The organism is Mesorhizobium japonicum MAFF 303099 (genome assembly GCF_000009625.1).
Classification (GTDB): Bacteria; Pseudomonadota; Alphaproteobacteria; order Rhizobiales; family Rhizobiaceae; genus Mesorhizobium; species Mesorhizobium japonicum.
This window is the reverse complement of sequence record NC_002678.2, coordinates 1,585,397-1,611,143: the sequence shown is the minus strand read 5'-3', so window position 1 is coordinate 1,611,143 and position 25,747 is coordinate 1,585,397. Positions and strand designations below refer to the sequence as shown.

20 protein-coding genes and 1 pseudogene are annotated in these 25,747 nt (G+C 64.2%); 12 read left to right on the top strand and 9 right to left on the bottom strand.

Going from position 1 to position 25,747, the window contains the following annotated elements:
- Positions 1-235: 235 nt before the first annotated feature.
- Positions 236-1,001, bottom strand: a pseudogene (locus MAFF_RS37550) (IS5 family transposase).
- Between the two features lie 105 nt (positions 1,002-1,106).
- Here MAFF_RS37550 and MAFF_RS08865 point away from each other — a divergent pair.
- Complete coding sequence (locus MAFF_RS08865; RefSeq protein ID WP_010910553.1) at positions 1,107-1,424, top strand: DUF2251 domain-containing protein; 318 nt, start codon at positions 1,107-1,109, stop codon at positions 1,422-1,424.
- Between the two features lie 57 nt (positions 1,425-1,481).
- Here MAFF_RS08865 and MAFF_RS08860 read toward each other — a convergent pair whose 3' ends face one another.
- The gene (locus MAFF_RS08860; RefSeq protein WP_010910552.1) at positions 1,482-2,081 is read right to left on the bottom strand and encodes a TetR/AcrR family transcriptional regulator; all 600 of its coding nucleotides are present in this window, start codon (positions 2,079-2,081) and stop codon (positions 1,482-1,484) included.
- Between the two features lie 115 nt (positions 2,082-2,196).
- Here MAFF_RS08860 and MAFF_RS08855 point away from each other — a divergent pair, with 115 nt between their 5' ends.
- The 4 genes from MAFF_RS08855 (at position 2,197) to minE (ending at position 6,100) form a co-directional block, all read left to right on the top strand.
- On the top strand, positions 2,197-3,243 hold the full coding sequence (locus tag MAFF_RS08855) for an aldo/keto reductase (RefSeq protein WP_010910551.1): 1,047 nt from the start codon (positions 2,197-2,199) through the stop codon (positions 3,241-3,243).
- 833 nt (positions 3,244-4,076) lie between these two features.
- A complete protein-coding gene (gene minC / locus MAFF_RS08850; RefSeq protein ID WP_032931017.1) occupies positions 4,077-4,910 on the top strand; it encodes a septum site-determining protein MinC in 834 nt (277 codons plus the stop codon).
- 102 nt (positions 4,911-5,012) lie between these two features.
- Positions 5,013-5,828 (top strand): septum site-determining protein MinD, encoded by an 816-nt coding sequence (gene minD, locus MAFF_RS08845; protein ID WP_010910549.1) that lies wholly within the window; start codon positions 5,013-5,015, stop codon positions 5,826-5,828.
- Entirely contained in the window at positions 5,825-6,100 is a 276-nt protein-coding gene (gene minE, locus MAFF_RS08840; protein WP_010910548.1) for a cell division topological specificity factor MinE, read from the top strand. Before minD ends, minE begins: the two co-directional genes overlap by 4 nt.
- Positions 6,101-6,751: 651 nt before the next feature.
- Here the strand turns inward: minE and MAFF_RS08835 are convergent.
- From MAFF_RS08835 to MAFF_RS08815, 5 genes are all read right to left on the bottom strand, one after another.
- A complete protein-coding gene (locus MAFF_RS08835; RefSeq protein ID WP_044548148.1) occupies positions 6,752-8,536 on the bottom strand; it encodes an ABC transporter ATP-binding protein in 1,785 nt (594 codons plus the stop codon).
- On the bottom strand, positions 8,536-9,573 hold the full coding sequence (locus tag MAFF_RS08830) for a glycosyltransferase family 2 protein (protein WP_052292081.1): 1,038 nt from the start codon (positions 9,571-9,573) through the stop codon (positions 8,536-8,538). The genes MAFF_RS08835 and MAFF_RS08830 overlap by 1 nt, the downstream gene beginning before the upstream one ends.
- Positions 9,574-9,577: 4 nt before the next feature.
- Positions 9,578-10,684: a glycosyltransferase family 2 protein gene (locus MAFF_RS08825; RefSeq protein WP_010910545.1), complete on the bottom strand. Its 1,107-nt coding sequence runs from the start codon at positions 10,682-10,684 to the stop codon at positions 9,578-9,580.
- Positions 10,681-11,847 (bottom strand): acyltransferase family protein, encoded by a 1,167-nt coding sequence (locus MAFF_RS08820; protein WP_010910544.1) that lies wholly within the window; start codon positions 11,845-11,847, stop codon positions 10,681-10,683. The genes MAFF_RS08825 and MAFF_RS08820 overlap by 4 nt, the downstream gene beginning before the upstream one ends.
- 715 nt (positions 11,848-12,562) lie before the next feature.
- Entirely contained in the window at positions 12,563-13,006 is a 444-nt protein-coding gene (locus MAFF_RS08815; RefSeq protein WP_010910542.1) for a response regulator, read from the bottom strand.
- Positions 13,007-13,299: 293 nt separating this feature from the next.
- Here MAFF_RS08815 and MAFF_RS08810 point away from each other — a divergent pair, with 293 nt between their 5' ends.
- Both MAFF_RS08810 and MAFF_RS08805 read left to right on the top strand, forming a co-directional pair.
- Positions 13,300-13,986, top strand: coding sequence for an aspartyl/asparaginyl beta-hydroxylase domain-containing protein (locus tag MAFF_RS08810; protein ID WP_010910541.1), 687 nt, complete (start codon positions 13,300-13,302; stop codon positions 13,984-13,986).
- Between the two features lie 140 nt (positions 13,987-14,126).
- A complete protein-coding gene (locus tag MAFF_RS08805) occupies positions 14,127-15,008 on the top strand; it encodes an EamA family transporter (protein WP_044550673.1) in 882 nt (293 codons plus the stop codon).
- Between the two features lie 48 nt (positions 15,009-15,056).
- Here the strand turns inward: MAFF_RS08805 and MAFF_RS08800 are convergent, their stop codons facing one another.
- The gene (locus MAFF_RS08800) at positions 15,057-18,647 is read right to left on the bottom strand and encodes an autotransporter outer membrane beta-barrel domain-containing protein (RefSeq protein WP_244420747.1); all 3,591 of its coding nucleotides are present in this window, start codon (positions 18,645-18,647) and stop codon (positions 15,057-15,059) included.
- A gap of 226 nt (positions 18,648-18,873) precedes the next feature.
- Here MAFF_RS08800 and MAFF_RS08795 point away from each other — a divergent pair, with 226 nt between their 5' ends.
- The 4 genes from MAFF_RS08795 (at position 18,874) to MAFF_RS08780 (ending at position 23,666) form a co-directional block, all read left to right on the top strand.
- Positions 18,874-20,058: a LuxR C-terminal-related transcriptional regulator gene (locus MAFF_RS08795; RefSeq protein WP_244420746.1), complete on the top strand. Its 1,185-nt coding sequence runs from the start codon at positions 18,874-18,876 to the stop codon at positions 20,056-20,058.
- Between the two features lie 205 nt (positions 20,059-20,263).
- Complete coding sequence (locus tag MAFF_RS08790; protein WP_010910537.1) at positions 20,264-21,685, top strand: NfeD family protein; 1,422 nt, start codon at positions 20,264-20,266, stop codon at positions 21,683-21,685.
- The gene (locus tag MAFF_RS08785; RefSeq protein ID WP_010910536.1) at positions 21,682-22,446 is read left to right on the top strand and encodes a slipin family protein; all 765 of its coding nucleotides are present in this window, start codon (positions 21,682-21,684) and stop codon (positions 22,444-22,446) included. Before MAFF_RS08790 ends, MAFF_RS08785 begins: the two co-directional genes overlap by 4 nt.
- 95 nt (positions 22,447-22,541) lie before the next feature.
- Positions 22,542-23,666 (top strand): hypothetical protein, encoded by a 1,125-nt coding sequence (locus tag MAFF_RS08780; protein WP_010910535.1) that lies wholly within the window; start codon positions 22,542-22,544, stop codon positions 23,664-23,666.
- A gap of 34 nt (positions 23,667-23,700) precedes the next feature.
- Here the strand turns inward: MAFF_RS08780 and MAFF_RS08775 are convergent, their stop codons facing one another.
- Positions 23,701-24,630 (bottom strand): LysR family transcriptional regulator, encoded by a 930-nt coding sequence (locus MAFF_RS08775; RefSeq protein WP_032931005.1) that lies wholly within the window; start codon positions 24,628-24,630, stop codon positions 23,701-23,703.
- Between the two features lie 96 nt (positions 24,631-24,726).
- Between MAFF_RS08775 and MAFF_RS08770 the strand changes: the two genes are divergently transcribed.
- Positions 24,727-25,737, top strand: coding sequence for a zinc-dependent alcohol dehydrogenase family protein (locus MAFF_RS08770; RefSeq protein WP_010910533.1), 1,011 nt, complete (start codon positions 24,727-24,729; stop codon positions 25,735-25,737).
- Positions 25,738-25,747 lie beyond the last annotated feature (10 nt).

The following is a 25,747-nucleotide window of genomic DNA, read 5'->3' as shown; positions in this document are numbered from 1 at the left end:
TGACCGGTTTACTCTTAATCCCGCTTAGTAGACGGCAGCTTTGCGGCTCTTATGGAGGCTCCTAAAAGCAGACGTCATAATTCGTTGGAATGGTCTTGGAGTGTCAATGCCGGCGTCAGGGGCGGATTCCACCTGCGCAAGCCCATGATACTTACCTCCATTGCACCCAGTGAATAGGGCATGGGGCTGCTGTCGCAACGGGAGTTAGTAGAGCCTATTTCGGGATGCCGATAAATTAGGCCGTAGACTCATAAGCGCGGAGCCACAGGCGCATTGAGGCGGGCTGGATCATGGCGAGGAAGTTGGCAGCGAGCTTGTCGTAGCGGGTCGCGACGCGGCGGAAGTGCTTCAGCTTGGAGAAGAAGCGCTCAATAAGGTTGTGCTCGCGGTAGAGCCGCTTGCTGAAGCAGGGCTTCCAGCGCCGGTTGCTCTTCGGCGGGATGTTGGGCGTCGCGCCCTGCTCCTGGATCAGTTCGCGGATGCGATCGGCGTCATAGGCTTTGTCGGCCAGCACGATGGTGCGCGGGCCGAGATGATCGAGCAGCCGGTCAACGACCTGCCCATCGTGCGTCTGCCCGGCGGTCAGGCCGAGCCGGATCGGGAGGCCCTGCGCGTCGACGACGACGTGAATCTTGGTCGTGAGCCCGCCGCGTGATCGACCGAGACAGTGATCTGGCCCCCCTTTTTGCCGTCGCTGCCTGCTGGTGGGCGCGAACGGAGGTGCTGTCGATCATCTGGATGGTGCCGTCGTGGGCGGCGGTGATGGCGTCCATCAGCCGGTCCCACACGCCTGCCTTCCGCCATCGCACGAAGCGGTTGTAGCAGGTGGTGCGCGGGCCATAGCGCTCGGGCAGGTCCCGCCATGGTGCGCCCGATCGCAGCACCCAGAAGATGCCGTTCAGCACGCGCCGGTCATCGACGCGCGGTACGCCTCTGGACTTGTTGAGCAGCAGCGGCTCGATCACACGCCACTCGACGTCGGTCAGATCATATCGGCTCATGCGAACGCTGAATCACAATCTGGCTCGCGTTGAAAGCGACCTATCGGTGAACATCCAGCTTGCGAACATTCGTCGCGTTGGCCAAGTTTGCGAGGAGGAGCAGCTATGATCGATGTCTACGAAAGCGCGACTGACGACCTAGGGCGGTTCGGGGCCGTATTCGAAAGAAATGACGAAACAGCATACTTCTATTTGCTCGACATGAGAAAGCAGGAGGGCAAACGGATCGTCTCCGCCTTCAATGCCAAAGCTGTGACCGACTTGCCTGCTGACACGCCCGTTTCGATCCGGTGGAGCTCATCTGTGGCCGCAGTCGGGCTGTTCGTTGACGGCGTATTGTCAGCCATCTTTGATCTGCGCACAGCTGATCCGATAGGTCGCTGGGCCGATCTCGAGGATAGTCACCTTTTCGCGGTGCATTGAACCAAGGCCCTCCAAGGCCGGCCGTCTCCGTTTTATGAGTTCACGACCTAGCTAAGATTATCCAATCCGCCGACTTCCCCGATAGGCAGCGGCGACTGTCTCGAGAACGGCTTGCAACACTTCGTCCGCCAAGGCCACGTCCGTCTTCGCGATAGCACGAGACACGGCCATGGCACCAATTTCTGCGGCGACGGCGGCTATCGCAAGTTTGCGCTTTTCAGCGGCCGGAATGATCGTCTCGATCGAACCTTCCAGCATGGCGGCCATCTCTTGGAACGCGTCGGTAAAGCTGGCGCTCACGCCACAGTCCTGCCGCCCAATTTCGCTGGCGGAAGCGGCCATCGGACAACCTGTTTCAAGTTTGTCACGCATGAACGGTGACAGCAGACCTCCCATGTAATCCTGAAAGCTGGGGTTTCGATCCCCGGCCCAAGCGCGGGTATCTGCCATATTCCGCGCAAAGCCATAGGAAAACGCCGCTGCTGCCAGTTCATCCTTAGATGAGAAATGAGCATAGAGCGCGCCGTGAGTGAGACCCGCTTCTTTGGCGATTTCGGCCACGCCGACTCCTTCAATACCACGCTGGCGGAACAGCCTGCTCGCCGCCTTCAGCAATGCATCTCGGTTCGCCGAGGCCTTCTCCTTTGAAACACGCATTTTCAAACTCCGATCTCATCGCGCTTTTTTAGTTGCGGTCGCCATCAAAGTCAAATATCTAGTGCGCAGATGGTTTGATTGCGATCGCCATCAATAAACGAATGGAGAGACACCTATGCGATACAAACTTTTCGGCGAGCACACTGGACTGCGGGTTTCCGAACTGGTTCTCGGAACGGGCAACTTCGGTACGGGCTGGGGGTACGGCGCCGAACGCGACGAATCCTTGGGCATTTTCGATGCGTATGCGGAAGCCGGCGGCAACTTCATCGACACTGCGGGTGTCTACCAAGGTGGCCAAGCCGAAGAGTTCCTGGGCGAGGCCTTGGCCGGGCGACGTGAAGATTTCGTTGTGGCTACGAAGTACTCGATGCCGGCAGGTTCCAGAGGCGGTATCTTGGCGACTGGCAACAGCCGCAAGGCGATGGTTATCTCGGTCGAGGACAGCCTTAAGCGTCTGAAGACCGACTACATCGATCTCCTGTGGATCCACATGTCGGATGGTGTGACACCGGCCGAGGAGATCGTGCGCGGATTTGATGATCTCGTACGCTCGGGAAAGATCCTGTACGCGGGCCTCTCTGATTTCCCGGCGTGGCGTGTCGCGCGGGCGGCTACTATCGCCGAGCTTCGCGGTGTCGCTCCGATCGCCGGCCTGCAGTACGAACACAGCCTGGTCGAACGTACGACCGAGCAGGAGTTGCTGCCTGCAGGCAAGGCGCTAGGTCTTGGTCTGGTTGCATGGTCACCACTCGGCGGCGGCATGCTCACCGGTAAGTATCGCAGAGGCGAGAAGGGCCGTCGCGAAGGATTCGGCGGAAACGTTTTCCAGCCGGAAAATTCGCTACAGCGAACAGAAATTCTCGACACTTTGATCGCTGTCGCGCAGGAGGTCGGCGTGACGTCTGGGGAGGTCGCGATTGCCTGGGTTGCAGCCAAGGGCTCGCTCCCGATTATCGGACCGCGGACCGTTGCGCAGCTTGAAAACAATCTTGCAGCGGCAAACGTTCGCCTCTCGGTGGAACAGATTGCTCGCCTCGACGACGCCAGCGCAATCCCGACAGTGTTCCCCTACACCGTCTTGAACGGCCCGGGCACCAGGCAGGGCTATACTGGCGGCAAGTCTGACCATTTCGATGCTCCTGCACTTTCCGTTGCTTAAGGAGTGATTTGACGGAAGTCGACCTCCGTCGCGTACCAGACGCGCGAAGCCGCCCTGGTTTCTCGAGCGCTTCGGAAACAACACGCGGTGACCACTACGCGGGATTTGGTTATTTCGCGGCGGTCTGCCGACAGGGAACGACATCCAGGTCGTTGGTGCCATCAACATGCGACGAGGCGGCGACACAATAGCACACGTCGACCGCACATCTCAGCCCGCTGGCTCCGGCCGGCGGGACTTGGCCTGACCCGCACCGCTCGCCAGTTGTGCGGACCCATTGCAATTGGTGGTGCGAGGGCTACTCGGAAAAATCGATAAGAGATCGATAAGAGGATTGAAAGGGTTGATCGCACCGCTCGTAATTGGATGCAGACAGAGCAGCCGGACGGATCGCCAAGACCGCTCGGGGGCTGGAGCCTCGACTCGCGCGAGATGCTGACAATGTCCGGGAGCCCGCCGCTAAAGCCATGGCCCGGCGCCCAAGACGCAAACCGAGAAGCGGTGCGCTATCGAAGCCGGTTAGTCGCCCCGGCCCTTTGCTCGGTCAACCTCGCGTTTTGCGACTTATCAGCTCTGACTATGGAAGAGGCTAGGGCCGAAAACTGGCATGTGAAGTAAGTAGCCAAGGGGAGCTTTAGCGACAGCCCCCGCCGAAAACTGGACAGTCCGCTCCCGGCCTCTATCAAGACATTCAGTGTGTTGCGGGCAGCGGCCGCAACTGGCGTTTTGGCGACCTTCCAATTCCTCGAAGACTGCCAAGTTGCTCCCCTCCGTTAACCATTCGTTAACCATTCCCTCGCTAGCGTTTACCTCTCAGTAAGGATTCGCCAGCCGTGACCTTTGCCGCTCCCCTCGAGGCCAAATCCATTCGCTTTCGTGCCCGTTCTTTCGTCGCTTTCACATTGACCCCGGAAGCGCCCATGGTGGAGTGGCTGCAGGGGCTGGATCACTGGATCGGCAACTCGCCAGGCTATTTTGCCGGGCGGCCGGTGCTGCTCGATCTGAACGTTTTGAAGCCCGCGCCGAGCGAGATCGCGGCGCTGGTGGCGGAGCTGGGGACGCGCGGCATCCGCATCTATGCCATCGAACTGGAAGGGGCTTCGCTCGGGCCTGACCTGCCGCCTCTGCTGGTCGGCGCCAAGGAGGCGACGACGGAGGGGCTGCTGCCCGGCCGCAAGGGCGGGCAAGAGGGTTCCGGCAAGCCGGACGGCAAGGCTGCCGAGGGCAGGGCGCCGGACCATGGCACGGAGGGCCGCGCGGATGCCGGCGCCGCCGGCAAGGGCAAGGCTGGCGCAAGCAAGACTGACGAAAGCGGGCCGCAGGTTTCGCACTACGATTCGGGCACGCTGATGATCAAGACGCCGATCCGTTCCGGCCAGGCGATCATGCATGCGCATGGCGATGTCATCGTGCTGGGCTCGGTCGCGTCCGGTTCGGAGATCGTCGCCGCCGGCTCGATCCATGTCTACGGCACGCTGCGCGGGCGGGCTTCTGCGGGCGCGCTGGGCAACACCGCCGCGCGCATCTTCTGCCGCCGCAACGAGGCCGAGCTTCTGTCGGTCGACGGCTGGTACATCACCGCCGAGGAGATGGAAGGGGTGTCGCGCGGAAAACCGGTGCAGGCCTTCCTCGATGGAGACGGCCTGCGCGTCGAAACACTGAGCTGAGAACGGTCGTCAGGGCGGCCGACTGAGAAAACAGGCCGGTGCGGCCAACTGAAGGCCGGCAAGCCGGCCCGGGATAAAACGAACAACAATGGAGGCTTTTTCATGGGCAAGGTAGTGGTGGTCACATCGGGCAAGGGGGGCGTCGGCAAGACCACCTCGACGGCGGCGCTCGGTGCCGCCGTGGCCAAGACCGGCAAGAAGGTCGCGCTGGTCGATTTCGACGTCGGCCTGCGCAATCTCGACCTGATCATGGGGGCCGAACGCCGCGTGGTGTTCGACCTCGTCAACGTCATCCAGGGCACGGCGAAGCTGTCGCAGGCGCTGATCCGCGACAAGCGGGTCGACACGCTGTTCCTGCTGCCGGCCTCGCAGACGCGCGACAAGGACGCGCTGACCGAAGAGGGCGTCGGCGAGGTCATCGACAAGCTGCGCTCGGTGTTCGACTATGTCTTCTGCGACAGCCCGGCCGGCATCGAGCGCGGCGCGCAACTCGCCATGCGCTTTGCCGACGAGGCGGTGATCGTCACCAATCCGGAAGTGTCGTCGGTGCGCGATTCCGACCGCATCATCGGCCTGCTCGACGCCCGCACCATGCGTGCCGAACAGGGCGAGCAGATCGCCAAGCACGTGCTGGTCACCCGCTATGACGCGGGGCGCGCCGCGCGCGGTGAAATGCTCAGCATCGACGATGTGCTGGAAATCCTGTCCGTGCCGTTGCTCGGCATCATTCCCGAAAGCCAGGACGTGCTGCGCGCCTCCAACCTCGGTGCGCCGGTGACGCTGTCTGAGCCGCTCAACACCGCGGCCAAGGCCTATATCGACGCCGCAAGGCGGCTGGAAGGCGAGGATCTGCCGGTCGTCGTCCCCTTCGAGCGCAAAGGTTTCCTCGACCGTCTGTTGGGAAGGAGGGCGGCATGATGAACGTGTTCGACCTTTTCAAGCGGCGCTCCAGCGCGCCGGTGGCGCGCGAGCGGCTGCAAGTGCTGCTCGCCTATGAGCGCCGCAACCGCAGCCAGCCCGACCTCGTCTCCATCCTGCGCGAGGAGATCATGGCGGTGATCGCCAAGCACGTGCAGATCGACCAGGATTACCTGCAGGTCTCGATGGACCGAGGCGAGACCATGTCGACGCTGGAGATCGATATCCAGATCCCCAACAAGAGCGCCGTGCCGATGGCGATCGCGGGGTGATCTTTACCCTCCCCCTTGTGGGGAGGTCGATCCGCAAAGCGGATCGGGGTAGGGGCAGCGCGACGCCCTAAGACTTGGCGCGAAGCGGTCGGAGGGGGGCAGCGCGGCGCTCGCCAGCTCCCTCTGAACTCATTTGAAGCCGAGCCATTCCCCCGCTCCGTCTCGGGCTTCGCCCGAGCCACCGTGCCGGGGCGAGCCACGGGTCTCGCCCGTCCTTCGGACCCCCCACATTCGTGGGGGCGAGGAAACCAGGTTCTGCATAGCTTGCGCCAGCACCCCCACCCGGACCTGCGGTCCGACCTCCCCACAAGGGGAGGTGGGGAGCGAGCCTTTTACGATCCGATCCCCAACAAAAGTGCTGTTCCGCCGGCAGGCAAGGCGCCTCTTCACCCTCCCCCTTGTGGGGAGGGTCGCTGCGAAGCAGCGGGGTGGGGGCAGCGCGGCGCTGCAGGAGTTGGAGGCCGGCGCCGCATCTGGAGAGTAAGCGATGGGCACCGGCCCGGGCGGATCGACAGGTCCGCCGCGAAGGAACGGTAGCGAGTCCGGGCACCGCATGGCATTGGTGCGATCGCGCAGGGTGCCAGCGGCAAGGCACGGGCCTTTGATTCGCACGGCCGAGCGGCGCACCGGGAATCCCGGCTCCGGCCCTTGTCAGTCCTGCGGTTCATGCTGGTAGAGCTCGTCCATTGAGAGCGACGCCAGGGCGCCGAAAGGGGCCTGCTTCTTCACCCGGCCACGGCTCAGGATCACCACGTCGTCGCAGAACGAGATGGTGCTGTGATGGTGGCTGATGACGATGGTCGTGCGCCGTCCCGCTCTCGACTTCAGCGTCTCGACGATGGCCGCCTCCGACAGTCCGTCGACGGCATTGGTGGCCTCGTCGAGGATGAGCAGATCGGGGTCGCGCACCAGCGCCCTGGCCAGCGCGATCCGCTGCCTCTGTCCCGCCGACAGATTGACGCCCCTGTAGCCGACCAGCGTCTCGTAGCCCTGAGGCAGCCGTTCGATGAACTCATGCGCCTCGGCCAGCCTCGCGGCGCGCTCGGCGTCTGCGAGCGTCGCCGCATCCTGCCCGTAGCTTATGTTCTCGAAAATGGTGCCGTCGACCAGCTCCAGCTCCTGGCTGGCTAGCGCGATGTGGCGCCGCCACTGGTTGGCGTCGATACGGTCCAGTGGCGATCCATCGACGAGGATCCTGCCCGTGTCCGGTTCCACGAAGCGGCACAGAAGATTGACGATCGTCGTCTTGCCGGCGCCGGAGCGGCCGATCAGCGCCGTCGAGCGGCCACTGTTGATTTCGAACGTCGCCGCATGCAGCACCACTTCACGCTGGTCCGTGCCGGAATAGGTGAATGTCACGTCATCGAACTTGATGCCCCGGCGCAAACCGTGGAACGGTCCGTCGCCTTGTGGCGGCCTGGGCTTGTCTGCCGGATCCAGCATCCATGTCACCTCTTCCAGCGATCCGCTCAAGCCCTGCAGCTGGCTCCACGATCCCTGCAGGGCCCGCATATGCGGCTGCAGCCTGTAGAGCAGGATGACGAAGGCGATGATCAGCGGGAAACTCACCTGCGCAAGCCAGGCGCCGATCACCACCGCCAGGAACAGCATGGCGTGGAGAACCTCCGTCAGCGGCGGCAATGCACCCTGGCGGACCTGCAGGACGAAGGAGGCGCGGCGGACCCCATCGGACGCGGTGTCGAAGATCGCCTTCTCCCGGCCCTCCTGGCCGAAGATGCGGATCAGGCGTCCGGCATGCACCAGATGCAGCATCTGCGAGGCGAGGTGGCTGTTGCGCGAAGCGACGCTGCGGCTGGGCTCCTTCAGATTGGCCGAGAGGATGGCGTGCGCGATCTGCACGAGCGCCAGTCCGAGCGTGACCAACAGCGTCATGCGCCAGGACAACAGCAGCAGGAAGGCCAGGAGGATGGCGGCGGCCGATGCGCTGATGATCGCCGACAGCATGATCTGGATCGCATCGGACGCCCGCCAGGATTCGTTGGAGATGATGTTGAGCAGCCGTCCGGGGCTCTGCCGCAGGAAGAAGGGGTAGCCGACCCGCAGGAGCTGCTCCGACAGGGCGCTGCGGATCGAATGACTGGCCTTGCCGGAGATGAAGGTCGTCAGCAGCGTGTTGGCGAAGGCGAAGATGTTCTTCAGGACGATAGAGCCGAGGATGGCGGCCGAGATGACGACAAGCCGGTCGCGCTCGCTGAAGCCCGATCCGACCTGCTGGAGAACAGCGGAGAAGCCGGCCATTCCCGTCGCATCGCTGTGTCCCATGATGATGCCCAGCAGCGGGATGATCAGGCCGATGCCGAACCCTTCGAGGGCAGCGCCGACCAGGCCGAGGACCACCACGGCCGGAACCAGGCGCAGTTGCCGCGTTCCGAACGTGCGGAACAGCATCGGGAGGCCAGGCGGGAGCAATGGCATCACAGTGGTGCCTCGGCATTGGCTTGTTGATCCTGCCGCGCCGGCTCGGCCTGCGGCCGTCTCGCCAGCAGGAGCAGCGCGTATCTGGCGGCGCCGAGCACATTCATGCCGACGATCGGCCGATGCGACAGATCGAGGTCACGATCGAAAGCGGGTCCGCCCGCCAATTCCCGCAAGGCCCCTCTCGCGGCCCAGTAGAAATGGCGAAGCAGCCAGGGCGCGTGGCGGATATGTTTCAGGCAGAGCCCGCCATTGCCCAGGCTGTAGTCGCGGTGGAGCTTTTCGATGGCTTTGCGGTCCCGCCGGCCGTGATGATGGAATATCGTCATGTCAGGCACGTACTCGACCGGGATGCCGAGCAGCACCGCTCGCACGAGGTAGTCGGTATCCTCCGCCGACCGCAAGGGCCCACCCGCGCCAAAGCGTTCGTCGAAATCGCCGATGCGGGCCGCGACGTCGCGGTGCATCGTCATGTTGCAGCCCAGCACGAAGCCGCCGGGATGAATATCGGGCGTCAGCCGCTCGCACACCCGCGATCGCTTGATCGTAAACGGCAAGTCCCTGGGATCCCCGAGCTCGACACGGCCTCCGCGGATGAGCCCCTGTTCGCCGGAAGCATAATGTCGTTCCAGGTCGCGCAGATAGTCGCAATGCACCGCGCAATCATCATCGACGAAGACCAGCACGCGCCCCCTGGCGCGCCTCAACCCGGCGTTACGGGCCGCCGCCAGTCCGCGGCGTGGCTCGCTAACGGGCGTGAATGGAATATCCGACATCGCGGCGATGCTGGCCAGGCGTTCCGCCGTGCGGTCGCTCGAGCCATTGTCGACGACCACGAGCTCGGCCGCGAAGCCGGCATGGGCACGGCACGCGGCCTGCACCGACTTGAGGCAGGCCTCGAGCACGGCGACGCGGTTGCGCGTGCAGATGATGAAGCTGACCTCGGGCACCGATCGCTCCGGTCGTGGATCGGCCGGGGCGAGGCCAAGCGCCGTCGAACGATCGCGCCGCAGAGGTTGGTGGGCATTGACGGTCATTCCTCTAGCCCACCTGATGAGATGCCAGAACCGCCGCGGCGGGCGCGGATTTGAAGAAATATTCCACCGCGTCCGCCTGCTTGCCGGCCGCCAGCGAGGCGAGGCTCAGCCAGGGCGCCCAGGCGCCCGGCCGCAGCGCATATTTCTCGCGCCGCCGGATGGCGTTCCACTTCGCGGTCCGCCTCAGCAATTCATGCGTCAAAGGGGGCTGCCTTTCGTCGGCGACGAGCTGGTAAAGGAAATAGAACAGGTTGAGCGCGCCGGCTTCGAAGCTCGGCCGCGTCTCGGCCGGCAGAGAGCGGATCCGCTCCTCCAGCGCGACGATGAAGTCGGCCGCACGGGTAACCGTGTCGAAGCTGACCGCTTCGCCGATGTCGCGCAGGTCGCGCGTGGCCTCCGCGAGGCCCTCGCGCTCGAGGTTCTCGGCCACGATCCGCAAATGCGTCCTGCGCATCTCCTTGCCGTGCCGGCTGGTCACGCTTGCCTGATGGACGCGGTAGACGAGCAGGTTTTCGGGCATCATGGCCGCCGGGTAGCGAGCGGCCAGCCGCCCGAAGAGATCGAAATCCTCGGCGTGCCGGTAGGTCGGGTCGTAGTGGAGATCGGCGTCTTCGATGACCTTCCTGTTGTAGACGACCGTGGGGTGCATGAAGATGGTGAAGAACATCGCCAATATGGGCATGCGGCCGAACCGGAACACCGGATCGGGCCTGCCCCTGGCGATGCGGCCGCGGATCAACATGTCGACGCCGGCGCCGCAAAAGCCAAGCTCGGGCCGCTGCTCGAAAAGCGCCACCTGGCGCGACAGGCGCCAGGGATAGGCGACGTCGTCGGCGTCCATCCGCGCGACCAGCTCGCCTTGGGCTGCCGCCAGCCCTTCGTTGAGCGTCGCGACGAGGCCGCGGTTTTCGCGCGAGATGATCGAGACGCGGCTGTCGGCCTGCCGGTATCGCTCGAGGATCTCGAGCGAATTGTCGCTCGAGCCGTCGTCGATCGCGATGACCTCCAGGCGGCCGTAGTCCTGCCGCAGGATGCTTCCAAGTGCTGCTGCGAGGTAGGGTCCGGCATTGTAGACCGGCAGCAGGACGGAGACGAGCGGCGCGGCGGTCATGGTCTTGCATCCGTTCGCGGGAGGTCGAGGGATGGCGTGCGGCCATCGGGCGATCCGCCGGCATAGGCTTGCGCCGGCCTGGCAAACCAGCCGGCGGCCTGGGTTCGCCGGACATAAGGGAAGTGACGCTTGAGGCTGTTGAGCGGCCTTTCGAAAACCAGCCAGGAAATCGAGGCCACGACAATCGTGGCGGTGCTAGCCACCAGGAACCGTCCTGGCCCTTGCTCCGAGACATTGAGCGGAATCCAGGCCTGCGACTTGATGGCGAGCGACAGCAATATCGGATGGTAGAGATAGACGCCGTAGCTGACACGGCCGAGGGCGAGCAGCGGCGGCAGTTCCGCAAACCTGCCAGGGATGCCGCCAAGGCCGCGCGAACAGGCGGCGACGATGGCCATCAGCGGCACCAGGGGCAGGACTTGCAGCAGCAGCCAGCGGGCCCATTCCAGCGTCGGATCCGGAGGTGCTGCGACAAACCACTCGATCATCAGGAACGCGGCCGCGAAGGCAGGCCAGCCCAGCCGCATCCATTGCGGCAGGCCGGCGCCCCTCAACCGCCAGCAGGCAAGCAGCCCGCCCGACGCCAGCGCGTCCATGGATGCCGGCGGCAGCAGGTCGCGCGCCAGCGCAGGGTTGGCGGTGACCGGCCAGTAGAAGCGATAGGCCAGCGACAGCGCGATGACGCCAATGCAGATCTGTTCGAAGCGCCGGTATGGGGCCAGCAGGACGACCAGCGGCCAGGCAATATAGAACTGCTCCTCGATGCTCAGGCTCCAGAAATGGCAGAGAACCCAGGGCGTCCAGTCATTGCGCAGCGCATACCAGAAATTCGACAGGTAAAGCGCATGCCAGACCAGCGATCCCCTGGACTGCTCCAGATCAAACAGCCAGACGAAACCCAGCACGGCAAAATAGGGAGGGAATATCCGCAGCGCCCGCCTGATGTAGAAGGACCGCAGCGCGGGACCGGCTTCAAACGCGGCGGCCGAACGCGCTTCCAGGAGCAGGCGGGTGATCAGGAAGCCGCTCAGAACGAAGAACAGCCGCACGCCGATATGGCCCCAGAACGAAGATCCTCCCGCCGCGAAGAAATGGGAATACATCACCATCGTCACGGCGATGGCCCTCAGTGCATCCAGCTGGACGTCGCGGGCGTTTGCCATCAGCGGCTTCCGCCGGCGGCGTGATGTCCGTAGTGAAGCTGGCAACGGGTCGTTTCGAACGGCAGGCCAATGCGCATGAGACCGGCCGCTGCGCCATCAAACCCGTGCCGTGCGAGCCTGCCTGGGTCGATCTCGCAATCGACGGACGGGCGGCTCAAGTCGGTCAACCCGGCGGAATCCTTCACGGTATATGTCCAGTCGCAAACGAGTCCCCCGGCGGATGGTTCGGTCACGACATTGTGCAGCGCAACACAAAAAATTTAGCGACCTGAAATACTTATGTGAGCAAGGCAAAAAATGGGCAAAAAGTCACCGATTTTTCGGTTTCTGGCGATTCTGGATAGCATTTCAACTTTTTGGTTGGAGTTATTCGGGTCTGCGCGCTTCGGTTGATTGGAAGCATTTCTGCTCATGGAGACAGGAAGCGTCCGAATTTTTGTTAAAAATATCTCGAAATTTGACAATCTACATTTTACCTATTTAGGCTGGTTCGCGTTGTCCGGTGAATGAACTGGAATCACTATTTTTTGCGATGCAGCATAGTCGCCGTCTTTCGTCGGCTGACCACGCGGCTTGCTTCCCTCAAAAGCAGGCATCCGGCCAAGCTGCAGATGTTGGAAAGGCCTTCCACACGGCAAAGAAGCCGGGCCCGCCGGCGCCTCACACCGCCGCGCGGCGACCTCCAGCTTGCGATATATGTTGTTCATTTCAATTTTCAGCGTGTTTTTCGCAATGCCGATGTCGAATGCAACCCGAGGACTTCGCCGACTATTTCGGCCGGCAACCAGTGGCCGCCGGCGGCGACACGGTGAATGCATCGAAGCAACGTCCCGATCGCGGCCTCCTTCAGCACGATCCCTGCGACGCCGGCCTTGATCACCTCGTAGAGCTGACTTTGTGATGCGCCGGCCGTCAACATCACACAGCGCGTGGTCGGCGTCTCCTTGCCGAGTTCGAAGGCAAGGTCGAGCCCGCTGAATCCCGGCATGTTCAGATCGATCACCGCGACGTCGGGCAGGTCCTGCCGAATCATGGTCAGGGCACTCCTGCCGTCCAGGGCGGTCCCAATGACCCTGTAGCCGGAGTCGCGGGCAATCAGGTCTGCCAGGCCGCGCAGGAGCAGCGGATGGTCGTCGACAATGAATACCGTGGTGACCATCCCCAGCCGCCCTCCACCCGATCCAGGCTAATACACCCGGCGCGATAACCCGCTTCAACAGCAGCATGCGCTTCCGGATCAATATTAGAGGTATCTTAAATAGCATCGGGACGCCGCCGGCCACAAGATGCCGGCGCCGGATCGGTGAAGCAATTGCCCGAAATGCCGGGTAGCCGTCGAGGTCGTTTCGGACCGTCGCCGTGACGACCCGGCTGGGCTGCGCACGGCGTCGTGAACAAAATGTGTAACCAAAATCGGGGGCCGTCCGTTTATGATGCAACGGAGGCCGTGAGATGTCCCGCACCTACGATCTTGCATCCGATGTTATCCGGCGTGTCTATGAAAGGCGCATAGACGCGCCGGCGATCCTCGATAGCGCCAGCGAATTTCCCAACGCGGCGAAATTCACCAATGCCTGGCGCGACATCCGCGATGAAGCGCTTGGCGTGCATCTGGGCAAGGTCCCGCGCTTCCACGACATCATGCCGGAGCAGGCCGATATCTCGGCCAATGACGGCCTCGACTGGCGCATGTTCGTGCTCAAGGCCTATGACATGGCGGTGCCGGAGAACCTGGCGCGGATGCCGGTTCTCAGCCGCTTGCTTGCCGAATGCCCGGAAGTCAAATCGGCCGCGATCTCGTTCCTGGCGCCGCGCAAGCACATACCCAGCCATCGTGGACCGTTCCGCGGCATCATGCGGTTTCACCTTGGCCTGGTCATCCCGCGCCAGGCCGACGGCCGCCCGGCAACCATCATGATGATCGACCATCAGGAAAAACGCATCACCGACGGCGAAGGCATGCTGTGGGACGACACCTATCCGCACGAGGTGATGAACAACGCCGATGAAACGCGCATAGCCCTGTTGCTGGATGTCTGGCGTCCGGGCATGCCCTGGGACATGGAAATGCTGTCCCGGCTGATCGTGCGCGGCGTGCAGGCGGGCATGCGCCGCCGGGGCGTGTCGTTCAGCGGCTGAAGCGGGGGAGGGCGCCGGCGCGCCTCGACACCTGTCCTGACCTATCAAGCCGTCCGCGCTGCCTCACGACAGGCGGGCCGGTTCGGCCTAATCCCATGCCGCCAGGCGGTTTCTGCCCGGCAGGGAAGGACAAAGCCAAAGTGACATCGATGCCGGTTGCCAATCGCGAAGCGGCACCCTTGCCCGTCGTGGCGCTGATGGGGGCCATGGTGTCGATCCAGATCGGCGCCACCTTCGCAAAAACCCTGTTCCCGCAGATCGGTGCGCAAGGCACGACGACGCTGCGGCTGGTCATCGGCGCGCTGATGCTGATCGCGGTGCTGCGGCCCTGGCAGATGCGGCCGTCGCGCGCCACATTGCCGTGGCTGGTCGCCTATGGGGTGACGCTCTGCGCGCTCAACCTGCTGTTCTACGCAGCCCTTGCCAGGATCCCGCTCGGCGTCGCCGTGGCGCTCGAATTTTCCGGGCCGCTGCTGGTGGCGACGCTGACGTCGCGGCGCGCCAGCGATTTTGCCTGGATCGCGCTTGCGCTGGCCGGCATCATCCTGTTGTCGCCCTTCATCCATTCGCTGCAGCCTCTCGATCCGACCGGGGTGATGCTGGCGCTGGCGGCGGGCGGCTTCTGGGCGCTCTACATCGTGCTGGCGCAAAAGGCGGGGGCGGAGCTTGGCACCCGCACCACCGCCTATGGCATGGCGATCGCCGCCGTGCTGGTGCTGCCCTTCGGCATTGCGCAGGCGGGTACCGGGCTGCTGGCGCCATCGATCCTGGTCAGTGCGCTGCTCGTCGGCCTGTTTTCCAGCGCGCTGCCGTTCTTCCTGGAGATGGTGGCGCTGACCCGCATGCCGGCCCGCATCTACGGCACGCTGACCTGCCTGGAGCCGGGGCTCGGCGCGCTAGCCGGCTTCCTGTTCCTGCACGAAAGCCTGACCCCGCCGCAACTGGCGGGCATCGCCGCCGTCATCGTCGCGGCCGCCGGCACGGCGCTGACCTCGAAGCCGCCGGTGCCGGCGCCGGAATAAGGGACGCATGGCGCCGCCAATTTGGCGTGAGCCGGCGGCCTGTTGTCGTCAGAACTTGACGCTGAGGTTTGCCTTGGCGCCGTTGTCGACGGCGCCACCGCCGAACTGACCGGAATAGGACAGGCCGAGCGTCGCATTGGGCGACATTTTCATGTCGATGCCGGCTTCGATGACGGCGGCGTCCCTCGCGATCGGCACGCCGGCGATGGTGAAGGCGTCGCCGCCGGCAAAGGCGAAGCTCGAGGACGGCGTGACGTCGCCAAAAGCGTGGCGCCAGCCGAGCATACCGCGCGCGGTGGCATTGACGCCGCCAAGCGCAAAATCGGTCGAGCCGCGCAGGCCGAGCGTGGTGAAGGTGGCGTTGGTGCTCGTGCCGGCGCTGGTCAGCGCGGCAGCACCGCCGGTTTCGCTGAAGCCGTCAGTATGCACGCTGACATAGGCGAGGTTGGCGAAGGGCTCGAACTTGAAGCTGCCGCTGGTTTCGGCCTTGTAGGCGAGTTCGCCGAACATCTGTGCGGTGCCCGCATCGTAGTCGGCCGAGAGCCCATCCGTGAAGCCGTTGAAGGCAACGGAGCGATGTGTCGAAAGACTGCTCCAGCTATAGGCCGCACCGGTGCGGAAAGCGATGGCGCCCCAATTGGTGCCGCCATAGAGGCCGAGATGGTAATTGTCGCTCTTGCCGGAGGAATTGCGATCGTCGGCGTTGAAGGAGGAATGGCTGTAGCCGCCGAGCAGGCCGACGCGCCAGTCGCCGAGCAGCGTGTCGGCGCCAGCCAGCAGGCCGCCGGTCGAGCGGTCGAAGGCGGCGGCGTTGCCGTCGGAATCCACGTTGCCCCATGAGCCGAAAGCCTGGCCCCAGACGGCAAAGCGATCTGTGTCTGCGGCGACCATTTCGGGACCGCCCTCGCCATAGGCCATCACCGGGAGTGCTGCCGTGCTGCTGTCGCCAAAAGCTGAAGCGATGCGGTTGCTGGCGGCGTCGCGGATGAAGCTGGAGTCCTCAAGCAGCATGCCTTTGGCCGAGGCGTGGATTTCGCCGGAAAGCTGGTCGAAGGCGGCTTGCGCCTCGGCGTCGGTGGCCAGACCGGCGACGGCATTGAACAGTGATCCGGATGCCGGAATGCTGTCGAGCCCTTGGCCGGTGGCGATCTGGTTCGGCGTCAGCCCGGCATCGGCGAAGTTTTTCGTCTTCAACACGTCGAGATAGGCGTTGTTGGCGTCATAGGTATCGGTCACCGACAGGAACGCGGTGTTGGTGATCCCCGTCACGCTGGCGAAGTGGCCGGCCAGTCCGAGATCGGCAGTCAGCACCGTGTAGTGGGAACCGAACTGCAGGCCGCCCTGTATGTTGACCGCCAGCGTAGAGCCGGTGATGTCGGCGGTGCCGGAGGCATGGAGCAGATCCGACTGAGCTCCGCCGATGTCGATGGCGTAGGTGGAACCAGCGGTCAGCGTCACATTGCCCGAAACCAGGGTGCGGTCGCCGGCGCCGCCGTCCTGCATGGTCAAAAGTCCGGAATTCGACAGGGATTCGAGGCCGCTGAAGGTCGTGGTCTCGAGCGATGCGCCATTGCTGGCGGTGACGAGCGTTGCCGAGGCCGCGTTGATCAAGCTGTCGAAGCCTGCGCCGAACTGGCTGGTGCCGCCGGTCGTCCAGGTGGCGTTGTTGGTCACCTTGTCGACGAAGTCGCCAAGCGTCACCCGGCCAAGCAGCGCGCCGTTATTGATGAGCGTGGTGGCGCCGCCGGCAGTGTTGATGGCCAGCGCCGCGGCCGTCTGAGAGCTGTTGTGCGTCGCGCCGGAAAGAGTGATGCCGATCGCGTGGCCGGCATTTGATTGTGCGTCGATCGCGGCGATGGCGCCTTCGACCGTGCCGCTGGTGGTGATGGCGATCGCGCCCGCGCCAGCTCCCGTCTGTCGTGCGATGATGGCGGTGTTGCCGGTGGAGGTGACATCGCCGGCGTTGACCGTGACGTCGCCGCCGGTCGACAGCGCGAAGATGCCGTTGCCGGTGGTCACGGTGACCGGACCGACGGTGGTGACCTTGGTCGAGCCCGAGCCGAAGTTCTCGGCGTCGATGCCGAAGCGGGCGTCGAGCGACCCGTTGGCGGTCACGTCGATGTTGCCGATCCCCGCAGCGTTGAGGATCGCGGCCACCATGCCGGCGTTGCCCGCCTGGAGATTGCCGTTGGCGACCTCTGTGATATTGCCTGTCAACGACTGGCTCTGGACGTCGATCGCGTCCTTGCCCGCCGTTAGCGCGGTCACCGCGCCGGTGGTGACGCTGATGCCGGTGCTGGTGGTCACGTCGCGCACCACGATGCCTTCACCGCCGGTCGAGCTGCTGGCGCCCGAGATGTCGATGGTGACCGTGCCCGAGCCGTTGTTGAGGATGTTTGCCGCATCGCCGCTGCCGCCGGCGAACCCGCCGGTGCCGGTCACCGAGATGTCGCCCGAACCGCCGGTGCCGCCAACCAGGCTGAGGCCGCGCGTCGCGCCGGTCACCGTGTCGGCGACCGATACGGTGACCGCCGCGTTGCCGACCACCTTGATGCCTTCGGCGAAGCTGCCGGTCACCGTGCCGTTGGCGGTGACGCTGGTTGCGCCGGTGCCGAAGTTATGCGCATCGATGCCGGTCGTGCCGGAGACCTTGCCGGCGGTCACGTCGATGATGCCCGAGCCGGCCACCTTGGTCTGCTGGGCGATGATGGCGGTGTTGCCGGTGGAGGTGACATCGCCGGCGTTGACCGTGACGTCGCCGCCGGTCGACAGCGCGAAGATGCCGTTGCCGGTGGTCACGGTGACCGGACCGACGGTGGTGACCTTGGTCGAGCCCGAGCCGAAGTTCTCGGCGTCGATGCCGAAGCGGGCGTCGAGCGACCCGTTGGCGGTCACGTCGATGTTGCCGATCCCCGCAGCGTTGAGGATCGCGGCCACCATGCCGGCGTTGCCCGCCTGGAGATTGCCGTTGGCGACCTCTGTGATATTGCCTGTCAACGACTGGCTCTGGACGTCGATCGCGTCCTTGCCCGCCGTCAGCGCCGTCACCGCGCCGGTGGTGACGCTGATGCCAGTGCTGGTGGTCACGTCGCGCACGACGATGCCTTCGCCGGTTGCCGCTGAGACATTGCCGGTGACGTTGATGTTCACCGAACCGGCACCACCCGTCTGCGACACATCGAACGCGTTGCCGGCGCCGTTGTTGGTGATGCTGCCGCCTGTGTAGGTGATCGCGCCGCCGGCCGCCGAGACCGACAGGGCCGCTGTGCCGCCCGCGGTCGGCGTGTTGCCGGCATCGACGCTGATCGCGCCATTGTTGGTGATGGTGACGCCGCCGGTGCCGGTGTTGGTAACCGCAAAGCCATACCCGCTCACCGTCGTTCCCACATCGATGGTGACGCCGATCGGCACGGGCAACAAGCCCTGATAGTTGCGGTCATTGGGCGCGTTGGCGGGAAAGGTCGTGTCGGTGGTGGAGGTCGTGTCGCATTGGACAGTGGTCCCGCCGACGACACAATCCGCCCAGGCCTGGGCGGGCGCCAGCAGACTAACGCCCGCAGCCGTGGCGATGCCGATGGCGGATCGCAGTGCAAGCCAACTCGCTTGCGAGCACAGCTTGTGCCGAAGCGCCGAATTCATGGAAGTCTGTCCGGGAAACGGAGTCCCGGCGAGATTTTGGACACACTTCATTGGAGCCGCCCCCCTAAGCAGCCAATTCGGCGACTTCAAAAAATGTCGAACCCGATCCTTCCCATTCCCGGAATTACCAGCGACATTAGTCGCCGGGCGTTCAACTTCTCGACTTAACCCCTTAATCGAGCTCAATCACCCGTGGCGTCACCCAAAAGTATGATGCCGCTAAATCTTGAGCAGCTATATGGGATTTGTCGAGGCGAGGGTGGTGGTGGAAGGGTTGGGTGGCGAAGTCCTTTATTCGATCATAGGCGGCATATACGATTGCGTGGTGAATCCGGAAGGCTGGACCGGAGTAATGACCCGCATCACTGAAGCTGTCGACGCGGCCTATACCACAATTGCGCTTGCCAGCACCGGCGATAATCGCGGCCGTTTCGCGGCTCATTCTCCCTGGGACGCCGAGAAGATGCGGGTGCTTCAAGAAGACTATGACTTTGATGCAATTCCTGGATTGAGGGCCGCGGTCGATGGCGACATCGACACGCCCGTTGCGACGCTTTCACTCATGAGTGAGGCCGAGCTGCAACAGACGCCATTTTTTCAGAACTGGGCCAAACCGCAGGGATTGCGCGAGGCCTGCGTCACCAAATTCGTTCATACAAAGGACCGAATCGGGCTCCTGGGCTGCACCACGCGAACCAGCAGGGGGGTGATAACCGCCGAAGAGCAGCGTTTCCTGGCTTCGCTCTCGCCGCATCTGCGCCGTGCTTCCCTGATTGGCGATCTGCTTGATCAGGTCCGCATTACCGCCAACCACTATCGCCAGACGCTCGACTATTTCGCCGTGCCTATCGTTCTCACCGGCGCTGACGGAGCAATCGTCCATGCGAACGGGGCTGCCGATCGGATGTTTTCTGAGCAAGGCCCCATTCTTTCCAGGAAGGGCCAGCTCCAGGCGCAGAACCCGGTGATAGCCCGCGCCCTGCTGGAAGCCATCGCAAGTGCCGCGAGCGCGGATGACTTGCTTGGCTCTCGCGGCATAGGGCTGCCCATTTCAGCCCGGGGTCAGCCGCCCGCCGTCGCCTATGTGTTGCCGTTGACCGAAGGAACGGCGCGCGCATCTTTCCGGCCAGCCTGTGCCGCTGTCTTCGTATCGACCACGACGTCCTCGTCGCCGCCGCCGGAGGCCATTCTCACAACGCTGTTCGACCTCACTCCCGCGGAGGCCCGTATCCTGCTGCGGATCGGCAGCGGATTGAGTGCGTCCGAGAGCGCGCTGTCGCTCGGCATCGGAGAGAACACGTTGAAGACTCACCTCAACCGTATCTTCGCCAAAACCGGCACGAAGCGTCAGGCCGACCTCGTCAAGCTCGTTTCGGACATTGGTATGCCCCTCGCGGCACCCGGATCATAGTGCGGGCCTGCTGAGGTCGCGACTCTCCGCCTTGCCGAGGAATCAGCGGCTTCCTGGCGCGTCGATCGGCTGCGGCTGATCGGCCACAGCGATCGGGAAAGTGCAGCGGCGCGTTCCATGACAATTCCAGTGCCAGCCGACGGCATCAACTCCCCATTGGACTTCGCTGGGACACCACCCATATTGAGTCCATGGAGCGTTGAGCGTGTCCTTCGCGCGGGTGGCCCTTCTTGCCGCGGCTTTTGTCGCCGTGGCTGCATTTTCTCCCCTCTCTTCGGCTGGGAGCGAGAAGGTTGCGCTGAGCGTCGCCATTGACGGCGCAATCGGGCCGGCGAGCACCAGGCAACTCGAGGAAGCGCTCGATGTCGCCGCCAAGCGGGACGCCACGGTCCTCATCCTGCAACTCGATACGCCCGGCGGGCTGGTCACCTCGATGCGCGAGATGATCGCCGACATCCTGGCTTCGCCAGTGCCCGTCATCGGCTATGTCGCGCCGGCCGGCGGCCATGCGGCGAGCGCCGGCACCTATATCCTCTACGCTACCCATGTCGCGGCGATGGCGCCCGGCACCAATCTCGGCGCCGCGACGCCGGTCGAGATCGGCGGGCTGCCGTCGCTCCCGGGCGGCGACAAGGGTGATCAGAAGACTCAGGGCGAGCAGAAGACTCAGGGCGACCAGAAGAACCAGGGCGACCAGAAGGGTGAGGACGGTCGGCCGGCGGGCGACGCGATGATGGCCAAGGTGACCAATGACGCGGTCGCCCTGATCCGCTCGCTCGCCGAACTGCGCGGGCGCAATGGTGACTGGGGCGAGAAGGCGGTGCGCGAGGCGGCAAGCCTGTCGGCCAATGCGGCGCTGCAGGAGCATGTCATCGACTTCGTCGCCCACGACACCACCGAGCTGTTGCAACTGGCCGACGGGCGCACCGTCGACGTGGCCGGCAAAAAAGTGGTGCTGGCGACCAAGGGGCTGCCGGTCGAGACGCTGGAGCCCGGCTGGTTCATCCGGCTGCTTGCCGTCATCACCGATCCGAACATCGCGGTCATCCTGATGCTGGTCGGCGTCTATGGCATCGTCTTCGAGTTCACCAGTCCCGGCGCGGTCGCGCCCGGCGTCATCGGCACCATCTGCCTCGTGCTCGGCCTCTACGCGCTCGACCTCCTGCCGATCAACTATACCGGCCTTGCGCTGATGCTGCTCGGCATCGCCTTCCTCGTCATCGAGGCCCTCAATCCCACCGTCGTGCTCGGCGTAAGCGGCGTGGCCGCCTTTCTGTTCGGCGCCGCCATGCTGCTGCGGGTAGAGGGGCCGGGCTTTGCCATGTCATGGGCCGTCATCGGTCCCGCCGCCGCGCTGACGCTTGGGCTGGCGCTGCTGACCGGCACCTATGTCTGGGCGGCACGCAAGAACCCGCCGCGCGTCGGTGGCGACGCGATGCGCGGCCTGCCGGTCGAGATCCTCGACTGGCAAGGCGGCGAGGGTCATGTGCTGGCCCTGGGCGAGCGCTGGCGGGCAAAGGCAGCCGAACCGATCGTGGCCGGCGACAGCGTCGAGGTGACTGACATCAGCGACCTCGTGCTCACCGTGCGGCGGCGCGATCCGGGAAGGAATGGAGCAAGGCAATGATGGTTGGTTATGTGGCCTATCTGGTCGTTGCGCTGGTCGTGATCATGTTCTTGTCCGCGGCCGTCCGTATCCTCCGGGAATATCAGCGCGGCGTGGTCTTCACGCTCGGCCGCTTCACCGGGGTGAAGGGTCCCGGCCTCATCATCCTCGTCCCCTTCGTGCAGCAGATGGTGAAGGTCGACCTGCGGGTGGTGGTGCAGGATGTGCCGCCGCAGGACGTGATTTCGCGCGACAACGTCTCGGTGAAGGTGAACGCGGTGCTCTATTTCCGAATCGTCGACGCCGAGCGCGCGATCATCCAGGTCGAGGACTACATGGCCGCCACCAACCAGCTGGCGCAAACCACGCTGCGCTCGGTGCTCGGCAAGCACGAGCTCGACGAGATGCTGGCCGAACGCGACAAGCTCAACAGCGACATCCAGGAAATCCTCGACCAGCGCACCGACGCCTGGGGCATCAAGGTGTCGAATGTCGAGATCAAGCATGTCGACCTGAACGAGAGCATGATCCGCGCCATCGCCAAGCAGGCCGAGGCCGAGCGGCTGCGGCGCGCCAAGGTGATCAATGCCGATGGCGAGCAGCAGGCGGCGGCGAAACTGGTCGAGGCGGGCCGGATGCTGGCGGCCGAACCGCAGGCCATGCAACTGCGCTATTTCGAGGCCCTGCACGACATTGCCGGCGAGCGCTCGTCGACGGTGGTGTTCCCGCTGCCGGTGGATCTGCTCAGCCAGTTCATGAAGGGGCAGGGTGAGGCGAAGTAAAAACCAGCGGAGCCCAGTCGCACAGCCGTCGCAAAATCGCCGCTCTTGCAGGGAATCGTACGGTCGGAGCTGCGTGGCACGCGGGGGGAGAAGCCATGATGAGACTACCGATCATGGCGGGCCTTGTTCTGGCAGGTTCTCCGGCGTGGGCAGGCGACATACCGTATGCGCCGTCGGCCAATGTCCCCGACTATGTCGCGACGATGACGGTGCAACCATCGGGAAATTCGGCCGGATCCCATACGAGGATCGTCACACATCATGACGGCTGGGTCCGTGTGGACGAACTGGGGGCGGTCATCTACGGAAATCCGGCAAAGCAAATAACGGTCTCATTCCTTCGGGATCCAAACTATTCCTCTGTTTCGGTAAACCGTGAGACGTCGACATCCTACGAACGAATTCGCGCAGTAACGGAAACCGGCCAGACCGAGACGCATGCCGGCGAGCGATGCGACGTGCGGGACGTTGTGCGGCGCGATCCAGACAAGCCGGCCCCTGGACTTCAATGGCTGAGTTGCCTGACGGCTGATGGTATCCAGATCGCCACGAGGGTGTTTGTGAACGGCTCGCTGTTTCAATCGACGGCGATTGTCAGACTCGAACGGCGCCCGGTGTCCGCCGAGGAGGTCGAGCTGCCTGCCAATTTGCTGGACGTTGCCCAATGGCTGCACTTCGACCATCCGCCACCCCAAGCTGCAACCGCTGTCAAGCGCCCACCGGATTTTGCCATGCACATGCAATGGCAAGGTGCGGTCAGGGCATTGCGGCGGCACGATCCGTGGACCTACGATGAAATATCGTATCCCGATGGACGGCGAATCCTAGATATCCGCAACGACCAAACGGGGCAGGCACTATCCTTCAGGGCCGCCAAGGGCGGCGCGTTTGAGCGGCTCTCCATATGCGAGAAATGTCAGTCGGCAGATTCGCCGGCTATTCACCTCGGCCGCAATGTCATCCCGGAGAGCATGGGCCGCACGGACAGTGTTCTCGGCGAGGCGTGCGACTGGTTCGACATGGCTCCGGGTACGTTTGACATAAACCTTTCGCAATGTCTGACGCCGGATAAAATCCCGCTAAAAATCGGCAGTGGTGGAGCGTGGGGACCCCGTGAGGAATTTGTCGCCGATGAGGTTCAGCGCCGAGAGCTCAAGCCCGAAGAGATTCTTCCACCCAGCGATGTCCTGAACCGGTCGAACTGGGATTTTCCAGGATAGGTGGGGAGTTTGGCGAAAACCGGATGACGGCACTTCATTGCCGCCAGGGCGGCTCCGGCGCGAAGCGCTTGCTGATCCAGTCGGCGAAGGCGCGGGTCTTGGCGGCTTGTCCCTTGGCCGAGGGCAAGACGACATAGACGGCGCCTTCGTCGGCCAGCGTCCATTCCTCCAGGACAGGCACTAGCCGCCCGTCGGCGAGTTCGCGGCCGATCAGCCAGTCGGTGCTCATCATCAGGCCGAGCCCCTGCACGGCGGCCTCGACCAGCACCTCGGCGTCGTCGCTGACCAACGGCCCGGAAACCTCGACGCGCGCCCGCCGGCCCTCGCGGTCGGTCATCTCCCAGGCCGGAAAGGTCTGGAAGCCGCTGAAGCCCAGGCAGGAATGTTCGAGCAGCGCCTGCGGCGTATCCGGCCTGCCTCTTCGGGCGAGATAGGCGGGGGCGGCGCAAAGCAGCCGGCGCCGCGTCGCCACCTTGCGCGCCACAAGGCGCGAATCCTCAAGCGCGCCGAGCCGCACGGCAACGTCGAAATTCTCGGCGACCAGATCGGCGAAGCGGTTGGAGAATTCGGCCTCGATGCGGATATCGGGAAATTCGGCAAGGAATTGCGGCAGCAGCGGTCCGATCCACATGCGCCCGAACGTGCCAGGCAGCGCCAGCCTGAGCAGGCCGCGCGGGCTGCCGTCGGCATGCGCCGACGCGGCGGCCTCGGCTTCGTCGACGGAGGCGAGGATGGCGCGCACGCGTACCAGGAATTCGGCACCCGCTTCGGTCAGCGATACGCTGCGTGTCGTGCGGTGCAGCAGCCTGACCCCCAGCCGCTCCTCCAGCGATTGCAGGCGCCGCGACAGGATGGTCGCGTCGCGCCCGACACGCACTGCTGCCCTAGTGAAGGAGCGCGCCTCGGCGATGGCCGCGAAGGCCGCCATTTCGGCAAGGGCCGCCGGTTCGTGAGATTGCTGCATATCTGGCATTACTCAAATGCAAAATGGAATGATTATCCAGAAATAGCGCAGCAGATAGGTTCACTCAACCATCAATCGTCCCACCGGAGTGAAATCATGAAAGCCATCGAACTGAGCCAACCCAGGCTCGACGCCTTCCGCGCCGCCACCGTCGCCACCCCCGAACCGCAGCGCGGCGAGGTGCTGATCCGCCAGCGTGCGGCCAGCCTCAATTTCGTCGACGTCGCGGTGGCGAGCGGCAATTATCCCGGGCCGAGCTTTCCACTCATCCCGGTCGCCGACGGCGCCGGTGAGATCGTCGCGCTGGGCGAGGGCGTTACGAGTTTCAGCATGGGCGATCGCGTCGTCGCCCATGCCAAGCCGCGCTGGATCGGCGGAAGGCCGCGGCCCTACGAAATGACGCAGATGCGCGGCATCTCGTTGCCGGGGTCGCTGGCCGAATATGTCGCGCTGCCGGCCAATTCGCTTGTGCCGGTCCCGGCGCATCTCTCCTTCGAGGCGGCGTCGACGTTGCCGATCGCCGGCACCACGGCATGGAACGCGCTGCGCACCGCCAATGTCGGGCCGGGTTCGGTCGTCGTGCTGCTCGGCACCGGCGGCGTCTCGATCTTCACCCTGCAGCTTGCCAAGGCGGCTGGCGCCACCGTCATCATCACCTCGTCGTCGGACGAGAAGCTGGAGCGGGCGAAGGCGCTGGGCGCCGATCACCTCATCAACTACCGTGCGACGCCGGACTGGGACGGCAAGGTGCTGGAACTGACCGGCGGCCTTGGCGCCGACCTCGTCGTCGAGACCGGCGGCACCGCGACCTTCGCCCGCGCCATCAACGCCACGGCGCCCGGCGGCACGCTGTTCACCATCGGTTTCGTCACCGGCGCCGAGGCCACGATCAACCTGCTGCCGATCATCATCAAGGCCTTGAAAGTGATCGGCAACAACACCGGATCGGTGTCCGACCTTCGCGACGCCGCCCGCGCCATCGGCGCCGCCGGGATCAAGCCGGTCGTCGACAAGGTGTTTTCACCTGATGACGCGGCCGAAGCCTACACCCACATGGCTGCCGGCGGCCTGCATTTCGGCAAGCTGGTATTCGGGTTGGAGTGGTAGGGGCGAACGC